We start from the raw sequence: 19678 nt of genomic DNA on the forward strand, positions 1-19678 counted from the left end.
CCTCGGCCCACCATCCGGAAATGGCATTTTTAAAGCGAGGCTGTGATGCCGCCGTCGACGTAGAGAATATGGCCGTTCACGAAGGACGAGGCATCGGACGACAGGAAAATGCAGGCGCCGACAAGCTCTTCCACCTTGCCCCAGCGGCCGGCCGGCGTGCGCTTTTCAAGCCAGGCCGAAAAGGTCTCGTCTGCGACAAGGGCGGCGTTGAGCGGGGTGTCGAAATAACCGGGCGCAATGGCATTGCACTGCAGGCCATATTTGGCCCAGTCCGTTGCCATGCCCTTCGTCAGATTGCCGACCGCACCCTTGGTGGCGGTGTAGGGGGCGATGCCGGGACGGGCAAGTGCTGTCTGAACGCTGGCGATATTGATGATCTTGCCGCGTCCGCGCGAAATCATGTGGCGCGCGGCGGCCTGTCCGGCGTGGAACACCGAGGCGATGTTGGTCTGCAGCAGGCGCTCGAAGGCATCGGCCGGGAAGTCCTCGAGCGGCGTGCGGTGCTGCATGCCGGCATTGTTGACCAGAATATCGATAGGACCGACTTCCGCCTCGAAACCATCGATAGCCTTGCGCACCGCTTCATGATCGGTTGCATCGAAGGCAAGCGTTCTCGCGCCCTTGATGCCGGCGGCGGCGGCTTTCAGCTTCGCCTCGTCCCGCCCGTTCAGCACCACTTCCGCCCCGGCTTCCGAAAGCCCCTGTGCCAGCGCGAAGCCGATACCTTGGGACGAACCCGTGATCAGGGCGCGGCGGCCGGAAAGATCGAACAAATTAAGGCCCACTGTTTCCTCCAGTCTCTCGACATTGCATTCATGAAGATGTATGTTACCGATAACATTCATCTGTTTAAGGGCGGATGTCAAGGCTGACGCGCCCGTTTTCGTTACGTATCGGGTGGGTAGCGAACAGGCAAGGCGGGTCAAGGCGCGCCTTCCCGCAGCAATTTGGATACGGAATTTTTATGCGCCGCAGTGGCGCGCGCTTGAACGGGAGTTGTCATGAAAGCGATTGTCGCCCATGGGGCAAAGGATGTACGCATCGAAGACCGGCCGGAGGAAAAGCCGGGACCGGGCGAGGTGCGGCTTCGTCTGGCCAGAGGCGGAATTTGCGGCAGTGATCTGCACTACTACAATCATGGCGGTTTCGGCGCCGTGCGGCTCCGCGAACCCATGGTGCTGGGCCATGAGGTTTCCGCCGTCATCGAGGAACTGGGTGAAGGCGTTGAGGGGCTGAAGATCGGCGGTCTGGTGGCGGTTTCGCCGTCCCGCCCTTGCCGGACCTGCCGCTTCTGCCAGGAGGGTCTGCACAACCAGTGCCTCAACATGCGGTTTTATGGCAGCGCCATGCCCTTCCCGCATATTCAGGGTGCGTTCCGCGAAGTTCTGGTGGCGGACGCCCTGCAATGCGTGCCGGCCGATGGTCTCAGCGCCGGCGAAGCCGCCATGGCGGAACCGCTGGCGGTGACGCTGCATGCCACGCGTCGCGCCGGAGATTTGCTGGGGAAACGCGTGCTCGTCACGGGTTGCGGCCCCATCGGCATCCTCTCCATTCTGGCCGCGCGCCGGGCGGGTGCGGCTGAAATCGTTGCCACCGACCTTTCCGATTTCACGCTTGCCAAGGCGCGCGAAGCGGGGGCGGACCGTGTCATCAACAGCAAGGATGAGCCCGATGCGCTTGCCGCTTATGGCGCAAACAAGGGAACCTTCGACATTCTCTATGAATGCTCGGGTGCGGCCGTGGCGCTTGCCGGCGGCATTACGGCACTGCGGCCGCGTGGCATCATCGTCCAGCTCGGGCTTAGCGGCGATATGAGCCTGCCGATGATGGCGATCACCGCCAAGGAACTCGACCTGCGCGGCTCCTTCCGCTTCCATGAGGAATTCGCCACCGGCGTCGAGCTGATGCGCAAGGGCCTGATCGACGTCAAACCCTTCATCACCCAGACCGTCGATCTTGCCGACGCCATCTCGGCCTTCGAATTCGCCTCGGATCGCAGCCGCGCCATGAAGGTGCAGATCGCTTTTTCGTAAGCGTATTTGCTGACTAACAGGGATGAAGCTATTTTCAATCGGCGGCGGATAATTCCGCTGCCGATTTTTTGTGCGTGTTTTTTCGTGTGGCGCGATGTGGAGAGATGTTATCGATATCATTGGTTGTCTTAAGGCCGTAATGTAATCGGGTAGCTTCATGGAAGGCTACGCCTAATTGTCCGTCATACCGGCCTTGAGCCGGTATCCAGCCAGCCCAAGTCCTTGGGCTGAAGACACCCCCCCGTCGCGCAGACGCGCGTCTGGATTCCGGCTCTGGGCCGGAATGACGGAGGTGAGGCTGCGACCCCAACAAATATCGCAACCCGCTCTGATGTCGGAGAATACGGTCTCATATCTTGCGGCCCTGACCGTCCTTTGCCGATCTGCTCAACCCGCTTGCGCATTTTGACGCAGGTCAAAAAGGTGATTTGCTGCTTGGGGTTTTTTGCGTTATCGAAATTTCAGAAATTACTGAAAATTCAGGAAGTGAAGAAATGCCAGCCAGCCTGTCACCGCTCGTTCAGTCCTTCGTGCTGCATTTCGGTGAGATGGGCAGCCGTTGGGGAATCAACCGCACCGTCGGCCAAGTCTATGCTTTGCTTTACATTTCGCCGCAGCCTCTCTGTGCGGACGAGATCGTCGAGGCGCTTGGCATTTCCCGTTCCAACGTGTCCATGAGCCTGAAGGAGCTTCAGGCGTGGAACCTTGCAATTCTCAAGCACTTCCCCGGTGACAGGCGCGATTTTTTCACGACGCCTGATGATGTCTGGCAGATTCTGCGCACGCTCGCCGAAGAGCGGAAAAAGCGCGAGATCGATCCCACCCTCAGCGTGCTGCGCGAAATCCTGATGGAGACACCGGAAAACGAAGATGAGCGGCATGCGCAAAGGCGCATCGACGAGATGAAGACGCTGATCGAGCAGCTGACCGGCTGGTATGACGATGTGAAGCGGCTGGAGACGGAGAGGCTGGCCTCGCTTTTGGCGCTCGGTTCGAAGGTCACGAAGCTTCTGGAGGCGAAGGACAAGATCGTCTCGCTTGCCAGACCCCGTGGCGCGAAGAAGAACGGGTGAGGGTGATCGGTCGTGACCATGTCCGCACAAATCCCCCGGTCGGCCGATGGTGAAGGCGTAGACTGTCCCGTGGCCGGTGCCGGGCAACGGCGATCCTTTGGCAGAACCCGGCGCAATGCTGCCCACGACAAGGCCGCGGTGAAAACGCAACATGCGCCCGCGGTTGGCAGATCCGTCGCCCTGCTGCATGTTCTGCCGGCGCTGCTTTGGCTGCCGCAGGCGGGCCTGCTGGCCTTTTCAGTCGGAAAAATTGCCGATGGCGAGCCGATGATGGCGATCGTGCCGGCGGCCGTTGCGGTCCTTATCCTCGGGCTTCTCAAGGCGTGGCTGGAAAAAGTTGCGGCGCGGCTATCCTTCCGGGCCGCACGCGCAGCACTTTCGCAACGGCGGGTCGAGGCGCTGTTGGCCGTGGCGAAGGTTTCCCCGCTCGATCTGTCGCGCACGGCCTCGGGTGAGGCGGCAGGCGTCGTGGCGGAGGCTGCGGAAGCGCTGGTGCCCTATCTTTCCCGTTTTCAGCCGGCGCGCATGAAGGCCACCATCGTTCCCCTGGTTTTCGTGCTTGCCATTCTGCCCTTCACCTGGATTGCGGCGCTGGTGCTTCTGCTCGCCATGCCCACCATCCCGCTTTTCATGGCCCTGATCGGTTGGCAGGCCAAGGCTGCCAGTGAAAAGCAGCTGGCCGAGACGGGCAATATGAATGCCTTCCTGCTCGATCGCCTGCGCGGGCTGGAAACGATCCGCACGCTCAAGGCCGTTGACCTGACGGCGGCGCGCCTTGGTGCCGATGCGCAGAACCTCAAGAAGCGGACGATGGCCGTTCTGAGGATCGCTTTCCTTTCGTCGGCGGTGCTGGAGCTTTTTGCGGCGATCGGCGTTGCCATGACTGCCGTCTATATCGGTTTCCACCTGCTCGGTTTTCTCGATTTCGGCGCCTGGGGCGGAAAGCTCACGCTGGCTGAGGGCCTCTTCATCCTGCTGCTTGCACCGGCCTTTTTCGAGCCATTGCGAGAACTCTCCGCCGTCTGGCATGACCGTGCGGCCGGCGAGGCGGCGCTCGATGCGCTCGACAGATTGACGGCCGGCGGTGCGACCATCTTGGGCGAGGGCGCGGAAGTGGTGCGCGCTCCATCTTCGACGCCCGGCCTCCTTGAGATGGACAATCTTTCCTTCGCCTATCCGGGGGCTCCGCCTGTCCTCAGGAATTTCAACCTGACGGTTCAGCAGGGCGAGAGAGTGGCGATTCTTGGGCCTTCCGGTTGTGGCAAATCCACTGTACTCTCCTTGATTGCCGGATTGGCTGAGGCGGGTGAGGGCTCGATCAGGATCGGCGGCGTCGCGCTTGATGATGCAACCGCCGATGGGCTGCGCAGAACGATCGGCTGGGTCAGCCAGAAGCCTTTCTTTTTTGCCGGGTCCCTGAAGGCGAATATTCGTTTTGGCCGCCCGGCGGTCAGCGACAACATGGTGGAAGAGGCCGTGCGCTGTACCGGGCTCGATGGTTTGACGCAGGCGCGCCGGCATTTGCAGATCGGTGACGGCGGATATGGCATTTCGGGCGGGGAGGCGGTGCGGCTCGCCATAGCGCGCGCTTTCGCAGACCCCGCAATGCAGCTTGTTCTGGCCGATGAGCCGACGGCGCATCTCGACCGGGAAACGGCGGCTCTCGTCACGGATAACCTGCTGCAACTGGCAAAGGGCAGGACATTGATCGTCGCGACCCATGATCCGGTGCTTGCGGCACGCATGGACAGGATCGTGGATATGACGGCGATCCATTCGAGGGGGCAGCCATGATCGCGCGTTTTGCCATATTGAGACCCGTCATCGCCCTGTTCTGGTCGACGCGGCGCGGCATGCTGCTTGCGGGCGCGGTTCTGGCCGTCACGACGGTTCTGGCGGGCATCGGCCTTCTCGGCGTCTCCGGCTGGTTCATCACCGCGACGGCCATTGCCGGCCTGCTGCCGGCAACGGCCTTCGCCTTCGATGTCTTTGCCCCCTCGGCCGCCATTCGCCTTCTGGCGCTGGCGCGCACCGCCGCCCGTTATGGCGAGCGCATGACGACCCACGAAGCCACGCTTTCCGTGCTTGCGGCGCTTCGGGAGAAAGTCTTTCGCGGTTTTGCCGCACCGCAGGCAGCCAAATCTCTGGAGGCGCGGCCAGCACGCCTGCTGAACCGGCTGACGGCGGATATCGACGCGCTGGATTCGCTCTATCTGCGCGTGCTTGTTCCCGCCGCCGTCGCCATCCTCGCCGCGCTCGCAACCGGCTTCGGGCTTGCTTTCCTGCATCCGCTTGCCGGTGTGCTGGCGGCAACCTTCCTCATCGCGGTGGGGCTGGGCATTTCTGCGCGCTCTGCCCTGCTGGCGGAAAAATTCTCGCGCCGGCGGGCCATCGGGCTTGAGGCTTTGCGTGCCCGCACGGCTGATCTGGTCAGCGGACAGACGGAGCTGCTGACCACCGGCCGGCTTTCTGCGCAGATTGCGGCGGTAAAGCGGGCGGATGACTATCTCGCTGCCTGTGATGACAGCCTCAACCACATAGAGACCAATGCCGGTTTTTCCTTCGGCGTTTCAGCGGCCATTCTCTTGAGTGCCGCCCTTCTCGGCATGGCATGGCTGGCGGAGCATGAGGCGGTGAGTGCACCAGCCGCCGCACTCGGACTGCTGGTCTGTTTCGCCGCGCTGGAGCCTTTCACGGCGCTTCGCCGCGGGGCGATGGAACTGGGCCGCACGCTGTTTTCCGCAAGGCGTATTGCGCCGCGCCTCTCTGCAACGGCCGAGGCGCACTGTCCTGCCTTGCCCGCGAGTGGCATCGCGGCGGAGCTTAGAGGCGTGCGTCTGGAGCGGGAAGGAAACGGCAATCCGGTCCTGACGAATATCAACCTTGCAATCGCCTGCGGGGAACGGGTTGCGATTGTCGGCGCCAGCGGTGCGGGCAAGACGAGCCTCGTCCAGCTGGTGGCCGGCGAGTTGCGGCCGGCTGCGGGTTCGGTCCGTGCTTTGCCGTCCACCCTGATGACGCAGCGCAGCCAGCTTTTCCGTGACAGCATCGCCGACAATCTGCGGCTGGCAAAACCTGCGGCATCAGGGGCCGAGTTGTGGGACGCGCTCAAGGCAGCGGGCCTTGCCGAACACGTCAGAACCTTGCCGAAAGGGCTGGAAACGAAGCTCGGGGAGGCCGGTCAGGGTCTTTCCGGCGGCCAGTCGCGCCGGTTGGCGCTCGCCCGTTTCCTGCTCGCTGACCGGCCGCTCTGGCTTCTCGACGAGGTGACGGAAGGGCTCGACGGCGAGACTGCCCGCGACGTGCTCACCCGGTTGTTTGCGAGGGCGGAGGGAAAGACCGTCGTGATGATCACCCATAATCGCCGTGAGGCGGAATTTGCCGATCGTATCATCGTGCTGAAAGAGGGGCGCCAACTTGATCAATGTCAAAGCGGCACCCCGGAATACGGCGTAGTGCTGAACACACTGCGCCCGGACTGAGATTTTTTGAGAGCCGGCGTCGTCTTTGAAATGGAAGGCCGGCCTTCCAGAAAAGGTGGGTAAGACTATGGAACTCGACATAGTGGCGCTGTCGCGCCTGCAATTTGCAGTGACGGCTTTATATCACTTCCTGTTCGTTCCCCTGACGATAGGGCTTTCGGTGGTGATCGCCATCATGGAGACGGTCTATGTCATGACCGGCCGGGCGATCTGGCGGCAGATGACGAAATTCTGGGGCACCCTGTTCGGCATCAATTTCGTGCTCGGTGTTTCCACCGGCATCGTCATGGAATTCCAGTTCGGCATGAACTGGAGTTATTACAGCCATTATGTCGGCGATATCTTCGGTGCGCCGCTCGCCATCGAGGGCATGATGGCCTTCTTCCTGGAAGCCACCTTCGTCGGCCTGTTCTTTTTCGGCTGGGACAAGCTGTCGAAACTCGGCCATCTCGTTGCTACATGGTGCGTGGCGATCGGCTCGAATTTTTCGGCGCTGTGGATATTGATCGCCAATGGCTGGATGCAGAACCCGACGGGCTCCGCCTTCAACCCCCAGACCATGCGCATGGAAGTGACTGACTTCTTCGCGGTTCTGTTCAACCCGGTGGCGCAGGCGAAATTCGTCCACACCGTTTCCGCCGGCTACGTGACGGCCTCCATCTTCGTACTCGGCGTTTCCGCCTGGTATGTGCTGAAGGGTCGCCATGTCGATCTCGCCAAGCGGTCGATGACGGTTGCCGCCTCCTTTGGTCTGGCGTCTGCGCTTTCGGTCGTCGTGCTGGGTGACGAAAGCGGTTATCTCTCGACAGAACACCAGAAGATGAAGCTCGCCTCCATCGAGGCCATGTGGGAAACCGAGCCTGCGCCCGCCCCCTTCACGGCCATCGGTTTTCCGGATCAGGAAGCGCGCGAGACGCATTTTGCGGTGAAGATCCCGTGGGTGATGGGCCTCATCGGCACCCGTTCGCTCGATACGCAAATCCCAGGCATCAACGATCTCGTCGAGCAGGCCAAGACCCGCATCCGCGACGGCATCAAGGCCTATGACGCGTTGATGCAGATACGGGCCACCGGCAAGGGCGCGGAGTTGCCGGAAGAGGTGCGCGGCACCTTTGCCGAACTTGGCCACGAGCTTGGTTATGCCCTGCTGCTGAAACGTTATGTCGATGATCCGCGTCAGGCGAGCGAAGAGCAGATCGCCAAAGCTGCGGCTGACACCATCCCGCATGTGCCGATGCTGTTCTGGTCGTTCCGCATCATGGTCGGCCTTGGCATGTTCTTCATCCTCTTGACGGCGACCTTCTTCTATCTCTCGGCCCGCCGCCGGCTGGATCACTATCCGCTGTTGCTTAAGGTCGCGGTCTTTGCCATTCCGTTGCCGTGGATCGCCGCCGAAATGGGCTGGGTGGTCGCCGAATTCGGCCGCCAGCCATGGATCATCGAGGGTGTGCTGCCAACGGCCGCCGCCGTTTCCAGCCTCAGCGCTTCAACGGTCCTCATAACGCTCCTGTGCTTCATCGCCATCTACACGGTGCTGTTCATCGTCGAAATGGGGCTGATGCTGAAGGCGATCCGCAAGGGGCCAGACCCGGACCATGAGCCGGAAGCGCCGCTCGTTCCTGAAAAACTCGTCGCTGCGGAGTAAACGATCATGATATTGCACCAACTCATCGACTACGAAATCCTCCGCGTCATCTGGTGGCTGCTGCTTGGCGTGGTGCTGATCGGTTTTGCCGTTACCGGCGGTTTCGATCTCGGCACCGGCGCGCTGCTGCCCTTCGTCGCGAAAACGGATATCGAGCGGCGTGTCGTCATCAATTCCATCGGCCCGGTCTGGGAAGGTAATCAGGTCTGGCTGATCCTCGGCGGCGGCGCGATCTTCGCCGCCTGGCCGCCGCTCTACGCGGTATCGTTCTCAGGCTTCTATCTGGCGATGTTTGCCACCCTGTTTGCACTGATCCTGCGGCCGGTCGGTTTCAAATATCGCTCCAAACGCGAGAGCGCTGCATGGCGCACTGGCTGGGACTGGGCTCTTTTCATTGGCGGTTTCGTGCCAGCGCTGATCTTTGGCGTTGCGATCGGCAACGTGCTGCAGGGTGTTCCCTTCCATCTGAATGACGATCTGCGGATTTTCTATGACGGCACGACTTTGTTCGAACTCCTGAATCCCTATGCGATCCTCTGCGGCCTCGTTTCGGTGGCCATGCTCGTCATGCACGGTGCGGCCTGGCTGGTGCTGAAGACGGATGGTCCGGTGGCGGCCCGCGCCCGCGGCTTCGGCAGCGTCGCGGCGCTGGCAACGTCAGTCCTCTTCGCGCTTGGCGGCGTCTTTCTGTGGCTCGGTATCGATGGGTATCGTTTTACTTCCGAGGTGGTGACGGACGGACCGTCCAATCCACTATCGAAAACGGTTGAGGTGGCGGGTGGTGTCTGGTTCTCGAATTATGCGGCACATCCGTGGATGATGCTTGCGCCGGCACTCGGTCTTGTCTTTCCGCTTGTCGCCTTCATTCTGTTCCGCGCCCGAAGAGAGATCCTTGCACTGCTATCCAGTTCGCTCGCCATTTTCGGTATCATCTCAACGGTCGGGCTGACGATGTTTCCTTTCATCCTGCCGTCTTCGGTCGATCCGAGATCGAGCCTGACGGTCTGGGACGCATCGTCAAGCCATATGACGCTCTTCATCATGCTCGTCGTCGCCCTCATCTTCATCCCGATCATTGTCGCTTATACGTCGTGGGTCTACCGCGTGCTGTGGGGCAAGGTGGATGAAAAGGCGATCCGCGACGACAGCGGTCATGCGTATTGATCAAGAAAGAAGGAGATCGAACATGTGGTATTTCGCCTGGCTGCTCGGCCTGCCTCTCGCCGCCATCTTCGCCGTCATGAACGCCATGTGGTATGAGCTGATGGAAGAAAATGCGAAAAAGGCCGAAGCGAAGCCGGAAAAGTAACGCTTGAAGCAAAAAGGGCGGCACCCGGTCTGGTGCCGCCCTTCGCATAAAACCGCGCTTATCGTGTGTCTTCAGTGGATCGCGATACCGCGCTTGTCCGCTTCTTCCTTGATGATGTCTTCGACGATGGTTCGCTTGAGATTTGGATCTCCCAGCAGATAGTCATCGGCGATTTCGAAAATCGACTTCGGGTTCTCGGTCCTGTGCAGGGTGTCGAGATCCTGACCGATCTGCTCTCTCAGTCTGGAATAATCGTCCATGGCGGTTCTCCCGTTTATCGGTTCAATCCAGAAGGTCGGCCGGAACCTTGCCGCCGTTTTCGGAGAGCTTCTTGATGACCGCCTTGTGTAGCCAGATATTCATGGTCGCCGAATCCGAGGTGTCGCCGGTGTAGCCGAGTTCGCTCGCCAGTTCCTTTCGGGCGGTCAGGCTGCTGTCCAGATCGAGCGCCTTCAGAAGATCGACGATCGAATGTTTCCAGTCGAGCTTCTGTCCGTTCTTCTTGACTGCCGCATCCAGAATTGAGGCGACGTCGACGTTGCCGGTGGGCGCGGGAGCTGTCGGTGCCGGTGAAGCAGGGGCCGGTGCTGCCGGGCTTGCGGTGGTTGTCGGTGTTCCGGCCGGTGCCGACGTCTGCGGCGCGGCCTCGGCCTTGCCGAAAATCGCGTTCTTGATCTTGTCGAAAAAGCTCATTTTATCGTCCCCTTATCTGCGAAATGCCCGCCCGATGGCGATGAGAATGCAGGCGCCGATGAAACCGGCGATGAGATAGCCAATCCAGCCTCCGAGCGAGACGCCGATGAGCCCCAGAAGGAAATTGGCGACGATGGCGCCGACAATGCCGAGGATGATGTTCATGAAAACACCCATATTGCTTTTCATGAACTGTTCGGCGAGCCAACCGGCTACGCCGCCGATGATGATTGCTGCAATCCAGCCAACTTGTGCGTCTTCCATAACAAGCCTTTCCTTTCTACAGAGAGGTCAAAGGCATATGGACCCGCATTTTTTGCGCACGTCCCCCCGCCTTGAATTGACCCCAGGCGATTATTAACGAAGACGCTGAACTTTTGTTCCGTAAGGCGTGTACGTTACCGCAAACTCAACCCTGGCTCTCAAAGTCCAGCCCGATATCGAGAACCGGCGCGCTGTGGGTAATCCAGCCGACGGAGATGAGATCGACGCCCGTTGCGGCGATGGCGGGGGCAGTCTGCGGATTGATGCGGCCGGAGGCCTCGGTGATGGCGCGCCCGGCAACGATCTCCACCGCTTCGCGCAGCTGCTCCGGCGTCATGTTATCGAGAAGAACCGCATCCACGCCCTCTTCCATGGCTTCGTGCAGCTGCGCGAGCGTATCGACTTCCACCTCGATCTTGACGAGATGTCCAACGCCCTGCTTCGCACGGCGGATGGCCTCACGCACGCTGCCGGCAACCGCGATATGGTTGTCCTTGATGAGAACGGCATCATAAAGCGCAAAACGGTGATTCATGCCGCCGCCGGCACGCACGGCATATTTTTCCAGCGCCCGAAGCCCCGGCGTCGTCTTGCGGGTGCAGGCGACCGAAGCCTTGGTGCCGGCAATGGCGGCGGTGATTTTTGCGGTGACAGAGGCGATGCCCGAGAGGTGCCCGAGGAAATTCAACGCCGTGCGTTCCCCGGTCAGAAGCCCGCGTGACGGCCCTTCGATGGTTGCGATGATATCACCGGGCGCCACGGCCGCACCATCTGGAATGTGCCTGTTCATCCTGATCGCCGGGTCCACAAGCTGGAAGGCAAGTTCCGCCGCATCAAGGCCGGCGATGACGCCCGGCTCCCGCGCCGCCATGACAACGACCGAGCGATGATCGGCGGGGATGACGGAGGCGGCGGTGATGTCGCCTGCAAGGCCGAGGTCTTCCAGAAGGGCGTTGCGCACGAGCGGTTCGATGATGAGACGTGGCAGGGGAGAAAGGGTCATGTCAGGCGCTCCGCGCGAAACCGGCTGTTGAAAGGCTGGAGGAAGAAAGCTCATGGGCGATGGTGATGATGTCGTTCAGCGCCAGCCGGCGTCTCGCCGCCACCGTGTCCTTTCGTGGAAAATCGTCGCGGAAATGCGCGCCGCGCGATTCCATCCGTAGGGCCGCGAAGACGGCGATGGAGAGTGCGACGACGGCCGGGTCGGATGCCGGGCCGTTCCGCTCGGCAAGTGGCAGTAAGTCCCTGACGGCTTCGGCCAACCCCGCAGCATGTCTGACGATGCCGAGATGACGGGAAACGATGGGCCTGACAGCGGTGAGATCGGCGCGTGAAAAATCAGCTGTCGCTTTGAGCGAGACGGCAGCCTCTGGCCTTGCCGCAGATGCGGGCCGGTCGGCAATATCCTGCGCCGCACGCATCCCCATCGCGGCCGCTTCCAGCAGGGAGTTGCTGGCAAGCCGGTTTGCGCCGTGCAGGCCCGTGCAGGCGGTTTCACCCGCAACCCAGAGGCCCGGCACCGAGCTTCGGCCTTTATCATCAGTGGCGACGCCGCCCATGTGATAATGCACCGCCGGCCGGACAGGCACGAGTTCACGGGCGGGGTCTATTCCCGCCTCGCGGCAGAGCAGGTCGATCGACGGGAAACGGGTGGAAAAACCGGAGCCGAGCGCCTGGCGGGCATCGAGAAAGACCTTGCCGCCGCGCAGAATTTCGCGGTCGATGGCGCGGGCGACAATATCGCGCGACGCCAGTTCCGCGCTCGGGACCGCCGCCATGAACCTTTCGCCGTTTTCATTGAGAAGCAGGGCGCCTTCACCCCGCACAGCTTCGCTCACCAGCGCCAGCGGTCGCCGGGGGGAGGAAAGTGCTGTCGGGTGAAACTGCACGAATTCCATGTCGGCAAGGATGGCGCCGGCGCGGGCGGCGAGCATGATGCCCTGTCCGAAATTGCCGGAAGGATTGGTCGTGGCGTCATAAAGTCCGCCAAGGCCGCCGGTGGCGAGAACCACCCGGCTTGCCGGCAGAAGGAAGCTGCCGTTCGGGCCGGCGCAGGCGAGACCGGCGATGACGCCGTCTTCCGTCAACAGGCGGCGCACTTCCGTGCCTTCCAGAACCGTGATCGAAGGCGTACGGCGAACGGCATAGGCAAGCGCCCTGACGATGGCCGCGCCCGACCCGTCGCCTTCGGCATGCAGAATGCGCCGCCGGCTATGGGCGGCTTCCAGCCCGAAGACATAGTTGCCGCCGGCGTCGCGGTCGAAGCGAACGCCCGCCCGCTCCAGCGCATCTATGACGGCGGGGGCGGCGGAAACGATACCAACCGCTAAATCTTCATCGCAAAGGCCGTCGCCCGCGGCGAGCGTATCGGCGACATGCAGGGCTGCGCGATCATCCGGCCCGAGGCTGGCCGCAATGCCGCCCTGCGCCCAGGCGCTTGAGGTTTCGCCGCCGAGCGCGCCGCGCGTCACAAGCAGCACGGGCTGCGGCGCCAGCGTCAGCGCCGCCATCAACCCGGCAATGCCGCTGCCGACAATGACCGTCCAGTCCCGCTGCGGCAAAAGTTCGCTCATATCTGCAGCATCCTTTCCACGGCGCGGCGGGCGGCATCGGCGATGGCGGGATCGACCGTCACCTCATGGCGGTTTTCCTCCAGTGCCGTGCGGATATTGCCAAGCGTGATGCGCTTCATATGCGGGCAGAGATTGCAGGGACGGATGAATTCGACATCGGGGTGATGCACGGCGACGTTGTCGCTCATCGAGCATTCCGTCAGAAGCACCACGCGGGCGGGGCGCTCGCGGCCGACATAGTCAGACATGACGGCGGTGGAGCCGGAGAAATCCGCAGCGTCTACGACCTCAGGCGGACATTCGGGATGCGCCAGCACCACGATGCCGGGATGGCTTTCCCGCAATTCCCTGATGTCGTCTGCGGTGAAAAGCTCATGCACTTCGCAATGGCCCCGCCAGGCGATCAGCTCGACATTGGTTTCCTTGGCGACGTTCTTCGCCAGATATTCGTCCGGCAGCATCAGCACGCGCGGCACGCCGAGCGATTCCACCACCTGGCGGGCATTGCCTGACGTGCAGCAGATGTCTGAAGCCGCTTTCACTGCCGCAGACGTGTTCACATAGGTGACGACAGGAACGCCGGGATAGGCCTTGCGCAGAAGCGCGATGTCTTCGGGCGTGATGGAATCGGCGAGCGAGCAGCCCGCTGCCATATCCGGAATGAGCACGGTTTTTTCCGGATTGAGCAGCTTTGCCGTTTCGGCCATGAAATGCACGCCGGCAAGAACGATCACATCCGCCTCCACCTCCATCGCCTTGCGGGCAAGCGCGAGACTGTCGCCGACAATATCGGCGACGCCGTGGAAGATTTCCGGTGTCTGGTAGTTATGGGCGAGGATGACGGCGTTGCGCTTGCGCTTTAGCTCGAGAATTGCCTCCACATCATCCTGAAAGCTCATCCATTCGGCCTTGGGAATGACGCGGGCAACGCGGTCATAAAGGCTAGCGGCGGAAATCTGCTCGTTCACGGTGCTCTCCCATTTATACTCTTTCTGAGTATATCTAGGGCGAAGACATATTCTCATTGTGAGTATATGTCAATTGCGGGACAGGGGCAGTTTCGTTCCGGAAAGGGCGCGTTCATCGAGAACGGTCTGGCGGAAGCGGAAAAGCTTTGCGGGGCGGCCGCCGGTTTCGGTCGCCATATCGCCGGTTTCTTCCACCAGCTGCTGCTGTTCGATCAGCCGGCGGAAATTCTGCTTGTGCAATGTCAGCCCGGCCAGCGCCTCGATGGCGCGCTGCAATTGCAGCAGGGTGAAGCTATCAGCCATAAGCTCGAACACCACCGGCCGGTATTTGATCTTGGCGCGCAGGCGGGCAATGCCGGTGGCAAGGATGCGGCGGTGGTCGGCAAACATCGGCCTGCCGAAATTGACCCGCGGTTCACCCTGCGCTTCCTCGACCAGCCCCGCCTCATACAGCAACTCATAACGCTGCAGGGTCAGTTCCTCGTTCCAGCCGCCGCCATCCAGCCCGAAGGTGAAATCGGCGCGCAGGTGACGCTGTGTCTTGCTGGCGGGATCGGAATCGGCCCAGGCGCGCAGCCTGTCGATGATGTCGCCGAGAATATCAGGAGATCCCTGGCGGTGGTCTTCCCAGGGGAAATATTCGTACCAGCCATGCCAAAGGGCGCGTTTGCCGCCGGAAGCTTCCTGTTCTCGCACCAGGCCGAGATACCCGATGGAGATGGTTCTGCCGCCCAAAATCTCGTTGTTGCGGTCGCGGTCGGCGAAAGTATAGAGCTGTTCGAGATAACCGACGGGGTGATGGGTCTGTTCGTGAATCCATTCCCGCAGCCCGCTCTGAAGCGTCCTGTGCCCGAATTCGAACGGGCCCGAGGGAAGGGCAGCACCTTCGCGAACGGTCATGACGCGCGGTTCATCCGTGGTGATGGCGGTGACGACGGCGATGAGTTCGGCATGGGCAAGCCCGATGGTCACGGCGGCTCCTCTGGTCGCTGGCTGCGGTATCAGCCTTCTTGGCACAGGAAGGTTGCTTCGCCAACATGGCGGCCGAAAAGGCCTGTCGATAAGGTCGGCGCGAAAACAGGATTGTCGTCAGACGAAAGGATGATTCTTGTGGTTAGCCGTCTGCCGTCATGTATGTTAAAGACCCGACACAAGCATTTCAGACTGTAGAAGGCCGATGCTGGAAAACATATCTCTCGAAGAGACACTTGTGGGTTACTACACTTGGAACGTCGGGCAAAATCTGGTCTATCTGGATGCCGTGACCGCCCGCCTGCGTGAATTTTCCCCGGAAGAAGCCGCCCGCGGCATTCCGGTCGAAGACTTCATCGCGCAGATCGAAAGCGGCTCGCGGGCCCGCGTCGCCAAGGCGGTTTATAATTCGCTGACGAATGGCGTGTTCTACGATCAGGAATATCGCATCCGGCTCAAATCCGGTGGTTTTCGCTGGTTGCGGACGACGGGAAGAGTGATCCTGGATGGCGACCGGATTCCGATCATGGCCATGGGTACGGTGCGGGATGTCAGCGCAGGCAAGGTTTTATTGATGTGACGTGAAGCCGGCCGCGCTTTATGAGGCGGCCCATCTATTTTATGTCGTTCATTGTTTGATGTTGCGGTGACATGGTCCGGCAGATCGCAATTTTGCTGTTTCAGATCGCCCTGGCCATAGGCCTTGGCATATCAGGCATCCGCATTGCTTCGCTTGTCAATGGCGAGGCGACCTCCGCGCCGGCGGGCCTGGCCGCCAATACGGAACTGCTGTGGACGACCACGCCGGTGCGGGTGGATCCTCGCAGCCAGACTTTTGAGCGTATTCCGACACCGCCTGATCTCTATCCGCTGAAAATGCACGCCGATCAGCGCCTGAGGGTGATCTCTAGCAGCCGTTTCGCCTTCAAGGGCCAGGAATTCCGTCTCGCCGGCGTGGAGGAGCTCGAGCGCAACCGAGTCTGTACCGGCCCCGACGGCCGCCGTTACGCCTGCGGGCTGAATGCCTTCAAGGCGCTTCAGAACCGCCTGCGCGGCAGATATCTGGAGTGTCGCGAGATGGGGGAGGAGAGCGGTGCGCCCCGGCCTGTCGAGTGCCGGATCAACGGGCAGGATGTGCGGGCGTTGTTGCAATAACAATTGCTTCAGGCGGTGCTGCGCAACGATAAACCGGTTGGCCGGATGCGCGATATTTTTGTCTGGGAAGATTTGGTGGAGCTAAGCGGGATCGAACCGCTGACCTCTTGCATGCCATGCAAGCGCTCTCCCAGCTGAGCTATAGCCCCATAAGGGTTCCGGCATTTCTTCCGGTTCCGGGAACCGAAGCGGCTGTTGTTCCGTTCGGTGGCGGCTTACTACTGCGGCTTTCCGGCGAGTGCAAGCATAAAAAACGGCCCGGCGTCATTTTTTTGTCGTCGGGCCGAATTATCAAGTCAAATCAAGCTTCTTCGTCGTCGCCCGGTACGCCGATGATGCCGGACATGTCGTCGTCGTCATCTTCGTCGTCGGTTTCGAGGAAGGTGTCGTCATCGTCATCGATTTCGACGTCGTCGTCGTCGCCCATATCGGGGATTTCGTCGCCGCTGTTGTCGCCGTCGGCATCTTCCAGCGACACGAGTTCGACTTCCGTGTTTTCGGCGTCGACTTCCGCCACTTCCTCTTCTTCAGCCTGCTCCATCTTGGCCTGAGCCGTGCTTTCCTCGAAGAAGGAGAGCGGCCAGGACTTGCCGCTATAGGGAGAAACGACCGGGTCGCGATTCAGATCGTAGAATTTCTTGCCGGTATCGGGGTCTGTACGCTTGGTACCAAGTTCCGTTTTTGCCACTGTCTAAGCCTCAAATTGTCGAATGAGTTTCGGTGTGTACGCCGTAAAACCGGCATAGACGGTAAAATTTATAGCCGGTCCCCTTAATCGTTGCGCTCTTTCGTGTCAAAGACAAACTTCGGGTGCTGCCTCCCATGGCGCAAGCCCTATGTGTGAATGCTTATATAAAAAGAGAGGCATTACACACTTTATTATATCTATAACGGATGCACAGACGGGACGCTTCATGACCTTTACGATTGCCATAGACGGGCCGGCTGCGGCGGGCAAAGGAACGCTTTCGCGCAGGATCGCGGAGACCTATGGCTTTCATCATCTCGATACCGGGCTGACCTACAGGGCAACCGCCAAGGCGCTTCTGGATGCCGGCCTGCCGCTCGATAACGAGGCGGTGGCGGAAAAAATGGCGCTGGAACTCGACCTTGCCGGGCTCGACCGCACCGTTCTTTCCCGGCACGAGATTGGCGAGGCTGCGTCGAAAATTGCTGTGATGACGCCGGTGAGACGTGCGCTCGTCAAGGCCCAGCAGCTTTTTGCCTTGAGGGAGCCGGGCACGGTTCTGGATGGCCGCGATATCGGAACGGTTGTCTGCCCTGAGGCGCCGGTGAAGCTTTACGTCACGGCCTCCGCCGACGTGCGGGCACGGCGCCGTTACGATGAAATTCTGGCCAATGGCGGTAATGACGATTATGATGCCATTTTCGCCGAGGTGAAAAAGCGCGATGAGCGCGACATGGGCCGCGCCGACAGCCCGTTGAGGCCTGCGGAAGACGCGCACTTGCTAGATACGTCGGAAATGAGTATAGAGGCGGCGTTTCAGGCCGCGCGCACGATTATCGACGCCGCCCTGAAGAGATAGGTTTTTCGCGGAACGGCTTGCCGCCGTCTGCGTTTAGTCCGGAATTGCCTGAAGACATGTCCTTGCGCCGGAAAGCCTTTTAAAAAGGCGGGCATGGGTTCGGGTATCAACAACACTAGCCCACCGGCGCTTTGTATTCGCCCTCAAGCGGATGCATTCAGGAGATTTCATGTCAGTATCTACCCCCACGCGCGACGATTTCGCAGCGCTTCTCGAAGAATCCTTTGCCTCTAACGATCTTGCCGAAGGCTATGTTGCCAAGGGTATCGTCACGGCAATCGAGAAGGACGTCGCGATCGTTGACGTCGGTCTGAAGGTCGAAGGTCGCGTTCCGCTCAAGGAATTCGGCGCGAAGTCCAAGGACGGCACGCTGAAGGTCGGCGACGAAGTCGAAGTTTACGTCGAGCGCATCGAAAACGCTCTCGGCGAAGCTGTTCTGTCGCGCGAGAAGGCTCGCCGCGAAGAAAGCTGGGTCAAGCTCGAAGCCAAGTTCGAAGCTGGCGAGCGCGTCGAAGGCGTCATCTTCAACCAGGTCAAGGGTGGTTTCACCGTCGATCTGGACGGCGCTGTTGCCTTCCTTCCGCGTTCGCAGGTCGACATCCGTCCGATCCGCGACGTTACCCCGCTGATGCACAACCCGCAGCCCTTCGAAATCCTCAAGATGGACAAGCGTCGCGGCAACATCGTTGTCTCGCGCCGCACGGTTCTCGAAGAGTCGCGTGCCGAGCAGCGTTCTGAAATCGTTCAGAACCTCGAAGAAGGCCAGGTTGTTGACGGCGTCGTCAAGAACATCACCGATTACGGTGCGTTCGTTGACCTCGGCGGCATCGACGGCCTGCTGCACGTTACCGACATGGCATGGCGCCGCGTCAACCATCCTTCGGAAATCCTCAACATTGGCCAGCAGGTCAAGGTTCAGATCATCCGCATCAACCAGGAAACCCACCGTATCTCGCTCGGCATGAAGCAGCTCGAGTCGGATCCTTGGGATGGCATCTCCGCCAAGTACCCGGTTGGCAAGAAGATCTCCGGTACGGTCACGAACATCACCGACTACGGTGCATTCGTTGAGCTGGAGCCGGGCATCGAAGGCCTGATCCACATTTCCGAAATGTCCTGGACCAAGAAGAACGTACATCCCGGCAAGATCCTGTCCACGAGCCAGGAAGTTGACGTTGTCGTTCTCGAAGTCGATCCGTCCAAGCGCCGTATCTCGCTCGGCCTCAAGCAGACGCTGGAAAACCCGTGGCAGGCATTTGCCTTCAGCCATCCGGCCGGCACTGAAGTCGAAGGCGAAGTCAAGAACAAGACCGAATTCGGCCTGTTCATTGGCCTCGAAGGCGATGTTGACGGCATGGTTCACCTGTCGGATCTCGACTGGAACCGTCCGGGCGAACAGGTCATCGAAGAGTTCAACAAGGGTGACGTGGTCAAGGCCGTCGTTCTCGATGTTGACGTCGAAAAGGAACGCATCTCGCTCGGCATCAAGCAGCTCGGCAAGGATGCTGTCGGTGAAGCCGCAACCTCCGGCGACCTGCGCAAGAACGCAGTCGTTTCGTGCGAAGTCATCGCCGTTAACGACGGTGGTGTGGAAGTGAAGCTCGTCAACCACGAGGACATCACCTCCTTCATCCGCCGCAACGACCTCGCACGCGATCGTGACGATCAGCGTCCGGAGCGTTTCGCAGTTGGCCAGGTTTTCGACGCTCGCGTCGTCAACTTCTCGAAGAAGGACCGCAAGGTCATGCTTTCGATCAAGGCTCTGGAAATCGCTGAAGAGAAGGAAGCCGTCGCACAGTTCGGTTCTTCCGACTCGGGCGCTTCGCTAGGCGACATCCTCGGCGCGGCTCTGAAGAACCGCGGCGAATAATCGCTCCGATCTTTTGACATGAAGAACCCGCCGGAATTTCCGGCGGGTTTTTTATTGGTCGTATGTTGAGCAGGTGAGCGGGTACAGCCGCACT

Annotated in this window: 20 protein-coding genes and 1 tRNA gene; 11 read left to right on the forward strand and 10 right to left on the reverse strand. The window is 60.7% G+C overall.

Annotation, left to right across the window (positions count from 1 at the left end):
• Positions 1-29 precede the first annotated feature (29 nt).
• The gene (locus CFBP5499_RS21370) at positions 30-785 is read right to left on the reverse strand and encodes an SDR family oxidoreductase (protein ID WP_080828475.1); all 756 of its coding nucleotides are present in this window, start codon (positions 783-785) and stop codon (positions 30-32) included.
• 216 nt (positions 786-1001) lie between these two features.
• Between CFBP5499_RS21370 and CFBP5499_RS21375 the strand changes: the two genes are divergently transcribed.
• From CFBP5499_RS21375 to cydX, 7 genes are all read left to right on the forward strand, one after another.
• Positions 1002-2033 (forward strand): L-idonate 5-dehydrogenase, encoded by a 1032-nt coding sequence (locus tag CFBP5499_RS21375; RefSeq protein ID WP_080828472.1) that lies wholly within the window; start codon positions 1002-1004, stop codon positions 2031-2033.
• A gap of 494 nt (positions 2034-2527) precedes the next feature.
• A complete protein-coding gene (locus CFBP5499_RS21380) occupies positions 2528-3106 on the forward strand; it encodes a GbsR/MarR family transcriptional regulator (RefSeq protein WP_080828471.1) in 579 nt (192 codons plus the stop codon).
• A gap of 18 nt (positions 3107-3124) precedes the next feature.
• A complete protein-coding gene (gene cydD, locus CFBP5499_RS21385; RefSeq protein ID WP_137066449.1) occupies positions 3125-4900 on the forward strand; it encodes a thiol reductant ABC exporter subunit CydD in 1776 nt (591 codons plus the stop codon).
• A complete protein-coding gene (gene cydC / locus CFBP5499_RS21390) occupies positions 4897-6588 on the forward strand; it encodes a thiol reductant ABC exporter subunit CydC (protein WP_080828468.1) in 1692 nt (563 codons plus the stop codon). The genes cydD and cydC overlap by 4 nt, the downstream gene beginning before the upstream one ends.
• Before the next feature lie 67 nt (positions 6589-6655).
• Positions 6656-8233: a cytochrome ubiquinol oxidase subunit I gene (locus CFBP5499_RS21395; protein ID WP_080828466.1), complete on the forward strand. Its 1578-nt coding sequence runs from the start codon at positions 6656-6658 to the stop codon at positions 8231-8233.
• Between the two features lie 6 nt (positions 8234-8239).
• A complete protein-coding gene (cydB, locus tag CFBP5499_RS21400; protein WP_080828464.1) occupies positions 8240-9397 on the forward strand; it encodes a cytochrome d ubiquinol oxidase subunit II in 1158 nt (385 codons plus the stop codon).
• A 22-nt stretch (positions 9398-9419) separates the two neighbouring features.
• Entirely contained in the window at positions 9420-9542 is a 123-nt protein-coding gene (gene cydX / locus CFBP5499_RS21405) for a cytochrome bd-I oxidase subunit CydX (protein ID WP_006313811.1), read from the forward strand.
• A 71-nt stretch (positions 9543-9613) separates the two neighbouring features.
• Here cydX and CFBP5499_RS21410 read toward each other — a convergent pair whose 3' ends face one another.
• From CFBP5499_RS21410 to CFBP5499_RS21440, 7 genes are all read right to left on the reverse strand, one after another.
• Positions 9614-9802: a hypothetical protein gene (locus CFBP5499_RS21410; RefSeq protein WP_080828462.1), complete on the reverse strand. Its 189-nt coding sequence runs from the start codon at positions 9800-9802 to the stop codon at positions 9614-9616.
• A gap of 22 nt (positions 9803-9824) precedes the next feature.
• A complete protein-coding gene (locus CFBP5499_RS21415; RefSeq protein ID WP_080828458.1) occupies positions 9825-10235 on the reverse strand; it encodes a DUF3597 domain-containing protein in 411 nt (136 codons plus the stop codon).
• 12 nt (positions 10236-10247) lie between these two features.
• On the reverse strand, positions 10248-10499 hold the full coding sequence (locus CFBP5499_RS21420) for a GlsB/YeaQ/YmgE family stress response membrane protein (RefSeq protein WP_080828456.1): 252 nt from the start codon (positions 10497-10499) through the stop codon (positions 10248-10250).
• Positions 10500-10644: 145 nt separating this feature from the next.
• Entirely contained in the window at positions 10645-11502 is an 858-nt protein-coding gene (nadC, locus tag CFBP5499_RS21425) for a carboxylating nicotinate-nucleotide diphosphorylase (protein ID WP_080828452.1), read from the reverse strand.
• Position 11503: 1 nt separating this feature from the next.
• On the reverse strand, positions 11504-13072 hold the full coding sequence (locus CFBP5499_RS21430; RefSeq protein WP_080828450.1) for an L-aspartate oxidase: 1569 nt from the start codon (positions 13070-13072) through the stop codon (positions 11504-11506).
• Complete coding sequence (nadA, locus tag CFBP5499_RS21435; protein WP_175416846.1) at positions 13069-14040, reverse strand: quinolinate synthase NadA; 972 nt, start codon at positions 14038-14040, stop codon at positions 13069-13071. Before nadA ends, CFBP5499_RS21430 begins: the two co-directional genes overlap by 4 nt.
• 69 nt (positions 14041-14109) lie before the next feature.
• Entirely contained in the window at positions 14110-15012 is a 903-nt protein-coding gene (locus CFBP5499_RS21440; RefSeq protein WP_080828447.1) for an NUDIX hydrolase, read from the reverse strand.
• A gap of 205 nt (positions 15013-15217) precedes the next feature.
• Between CFBP5499_RS21440 and CFBP5499_RS21445 the strand changes: the two genes are divergently transcribed.
• Together CFBP5499_RS21445 and CFBP5499_RS21450 are read left to right on the forward strand one after the other, a co-directional pair.
• Complete coding sequence (locus CFBP5499_RS21445) at positions 15218-15592, forward strand: PAS domain-containing protein (RefSeq protein ID WP_080828444.1); 375 nt, start codon at positions 15218-15220, stop codon at positions 15590-15592.
• Between the two features lie 71 nt (positions 15593-15663).
• The gene (locus CFBP5499_RS21450; RefSeq protein ID WP_080828442.1) at positions 15664-16167 is read left to right on the forward strand and encodes a hypothetical protein; all 504 of its coding nucleotides are present in this window, start codon (positions 15664-15666) and stop codon (positions 16165-16167) included.
• A gap of 73 nt (positions 16168-16240) precedes the next feature.
• On the opposite strand, the gene CFBP5499_RS21455 is transcribed toward CFBP5499_RS21450, so the two are convergent.
• Positions 16241-16316: transfer RNA gene (locus CFBP5499_RS21455), tRNA-Ala, on the reverse strand.
• A gap of 152 nt (positions 16317-16468) precedes the next feature.
• The gene (locus CFBP5499_RS21460; RefSeq protein WP_080828440.1) at positions 16469-16855 is read right to left on the reverse strand and encodes a TIGR02300 family protein; all 387 of its coding nucleotides are present in this window, start codon (positions 16853-16855) and stop codon (positions 16469-16471) included.
• A gap of 226 nt (positions 16856-17081) precedes the next feature.
• Here CFBP5499_RS21460 and cmk point away from each other — a divergent pair, with 226 nt between their 5' ends.
• Both cmk and rpsA read left to right on the forward strand, forming a co-directional pair.
• Positions 17082-17714, forward strand: a complete 633-nt coding sequence (cmk, locus tag CFBP5499_RS21465; RefSeq protein ID WP_080828438.1) for a (d)CMP kinase — start codon at positions 17082-17084, stop codon at positions 17712-17714.
• 169 nt (positions 17715-17883) lie between these two features.
• Positions 17884-19584: a 30S ribosomal protein S1 gene (gene rpsA / locus CFBP5499_RS21470; RefSeq protein ID WP_006313829.1), complete on the forward strand. Its 1701-nt coding sequence runs from the start codon at positions 17884-17886 to the stop codon at positions 19582-19584.
• The last annotated feature ends 94 nt before the right edge of the window (positions 19585-19678 follow it).

It is taken from the genome of Agrobacterium tumefaciens, assembly GCF_005221325.1.
Classification (GTDB): domain Bacteria; phylum Pseudomonadota; class Alphaproteobacteria; order Rhizobiales; family Rhizobiaceae; genus Agrobacterium.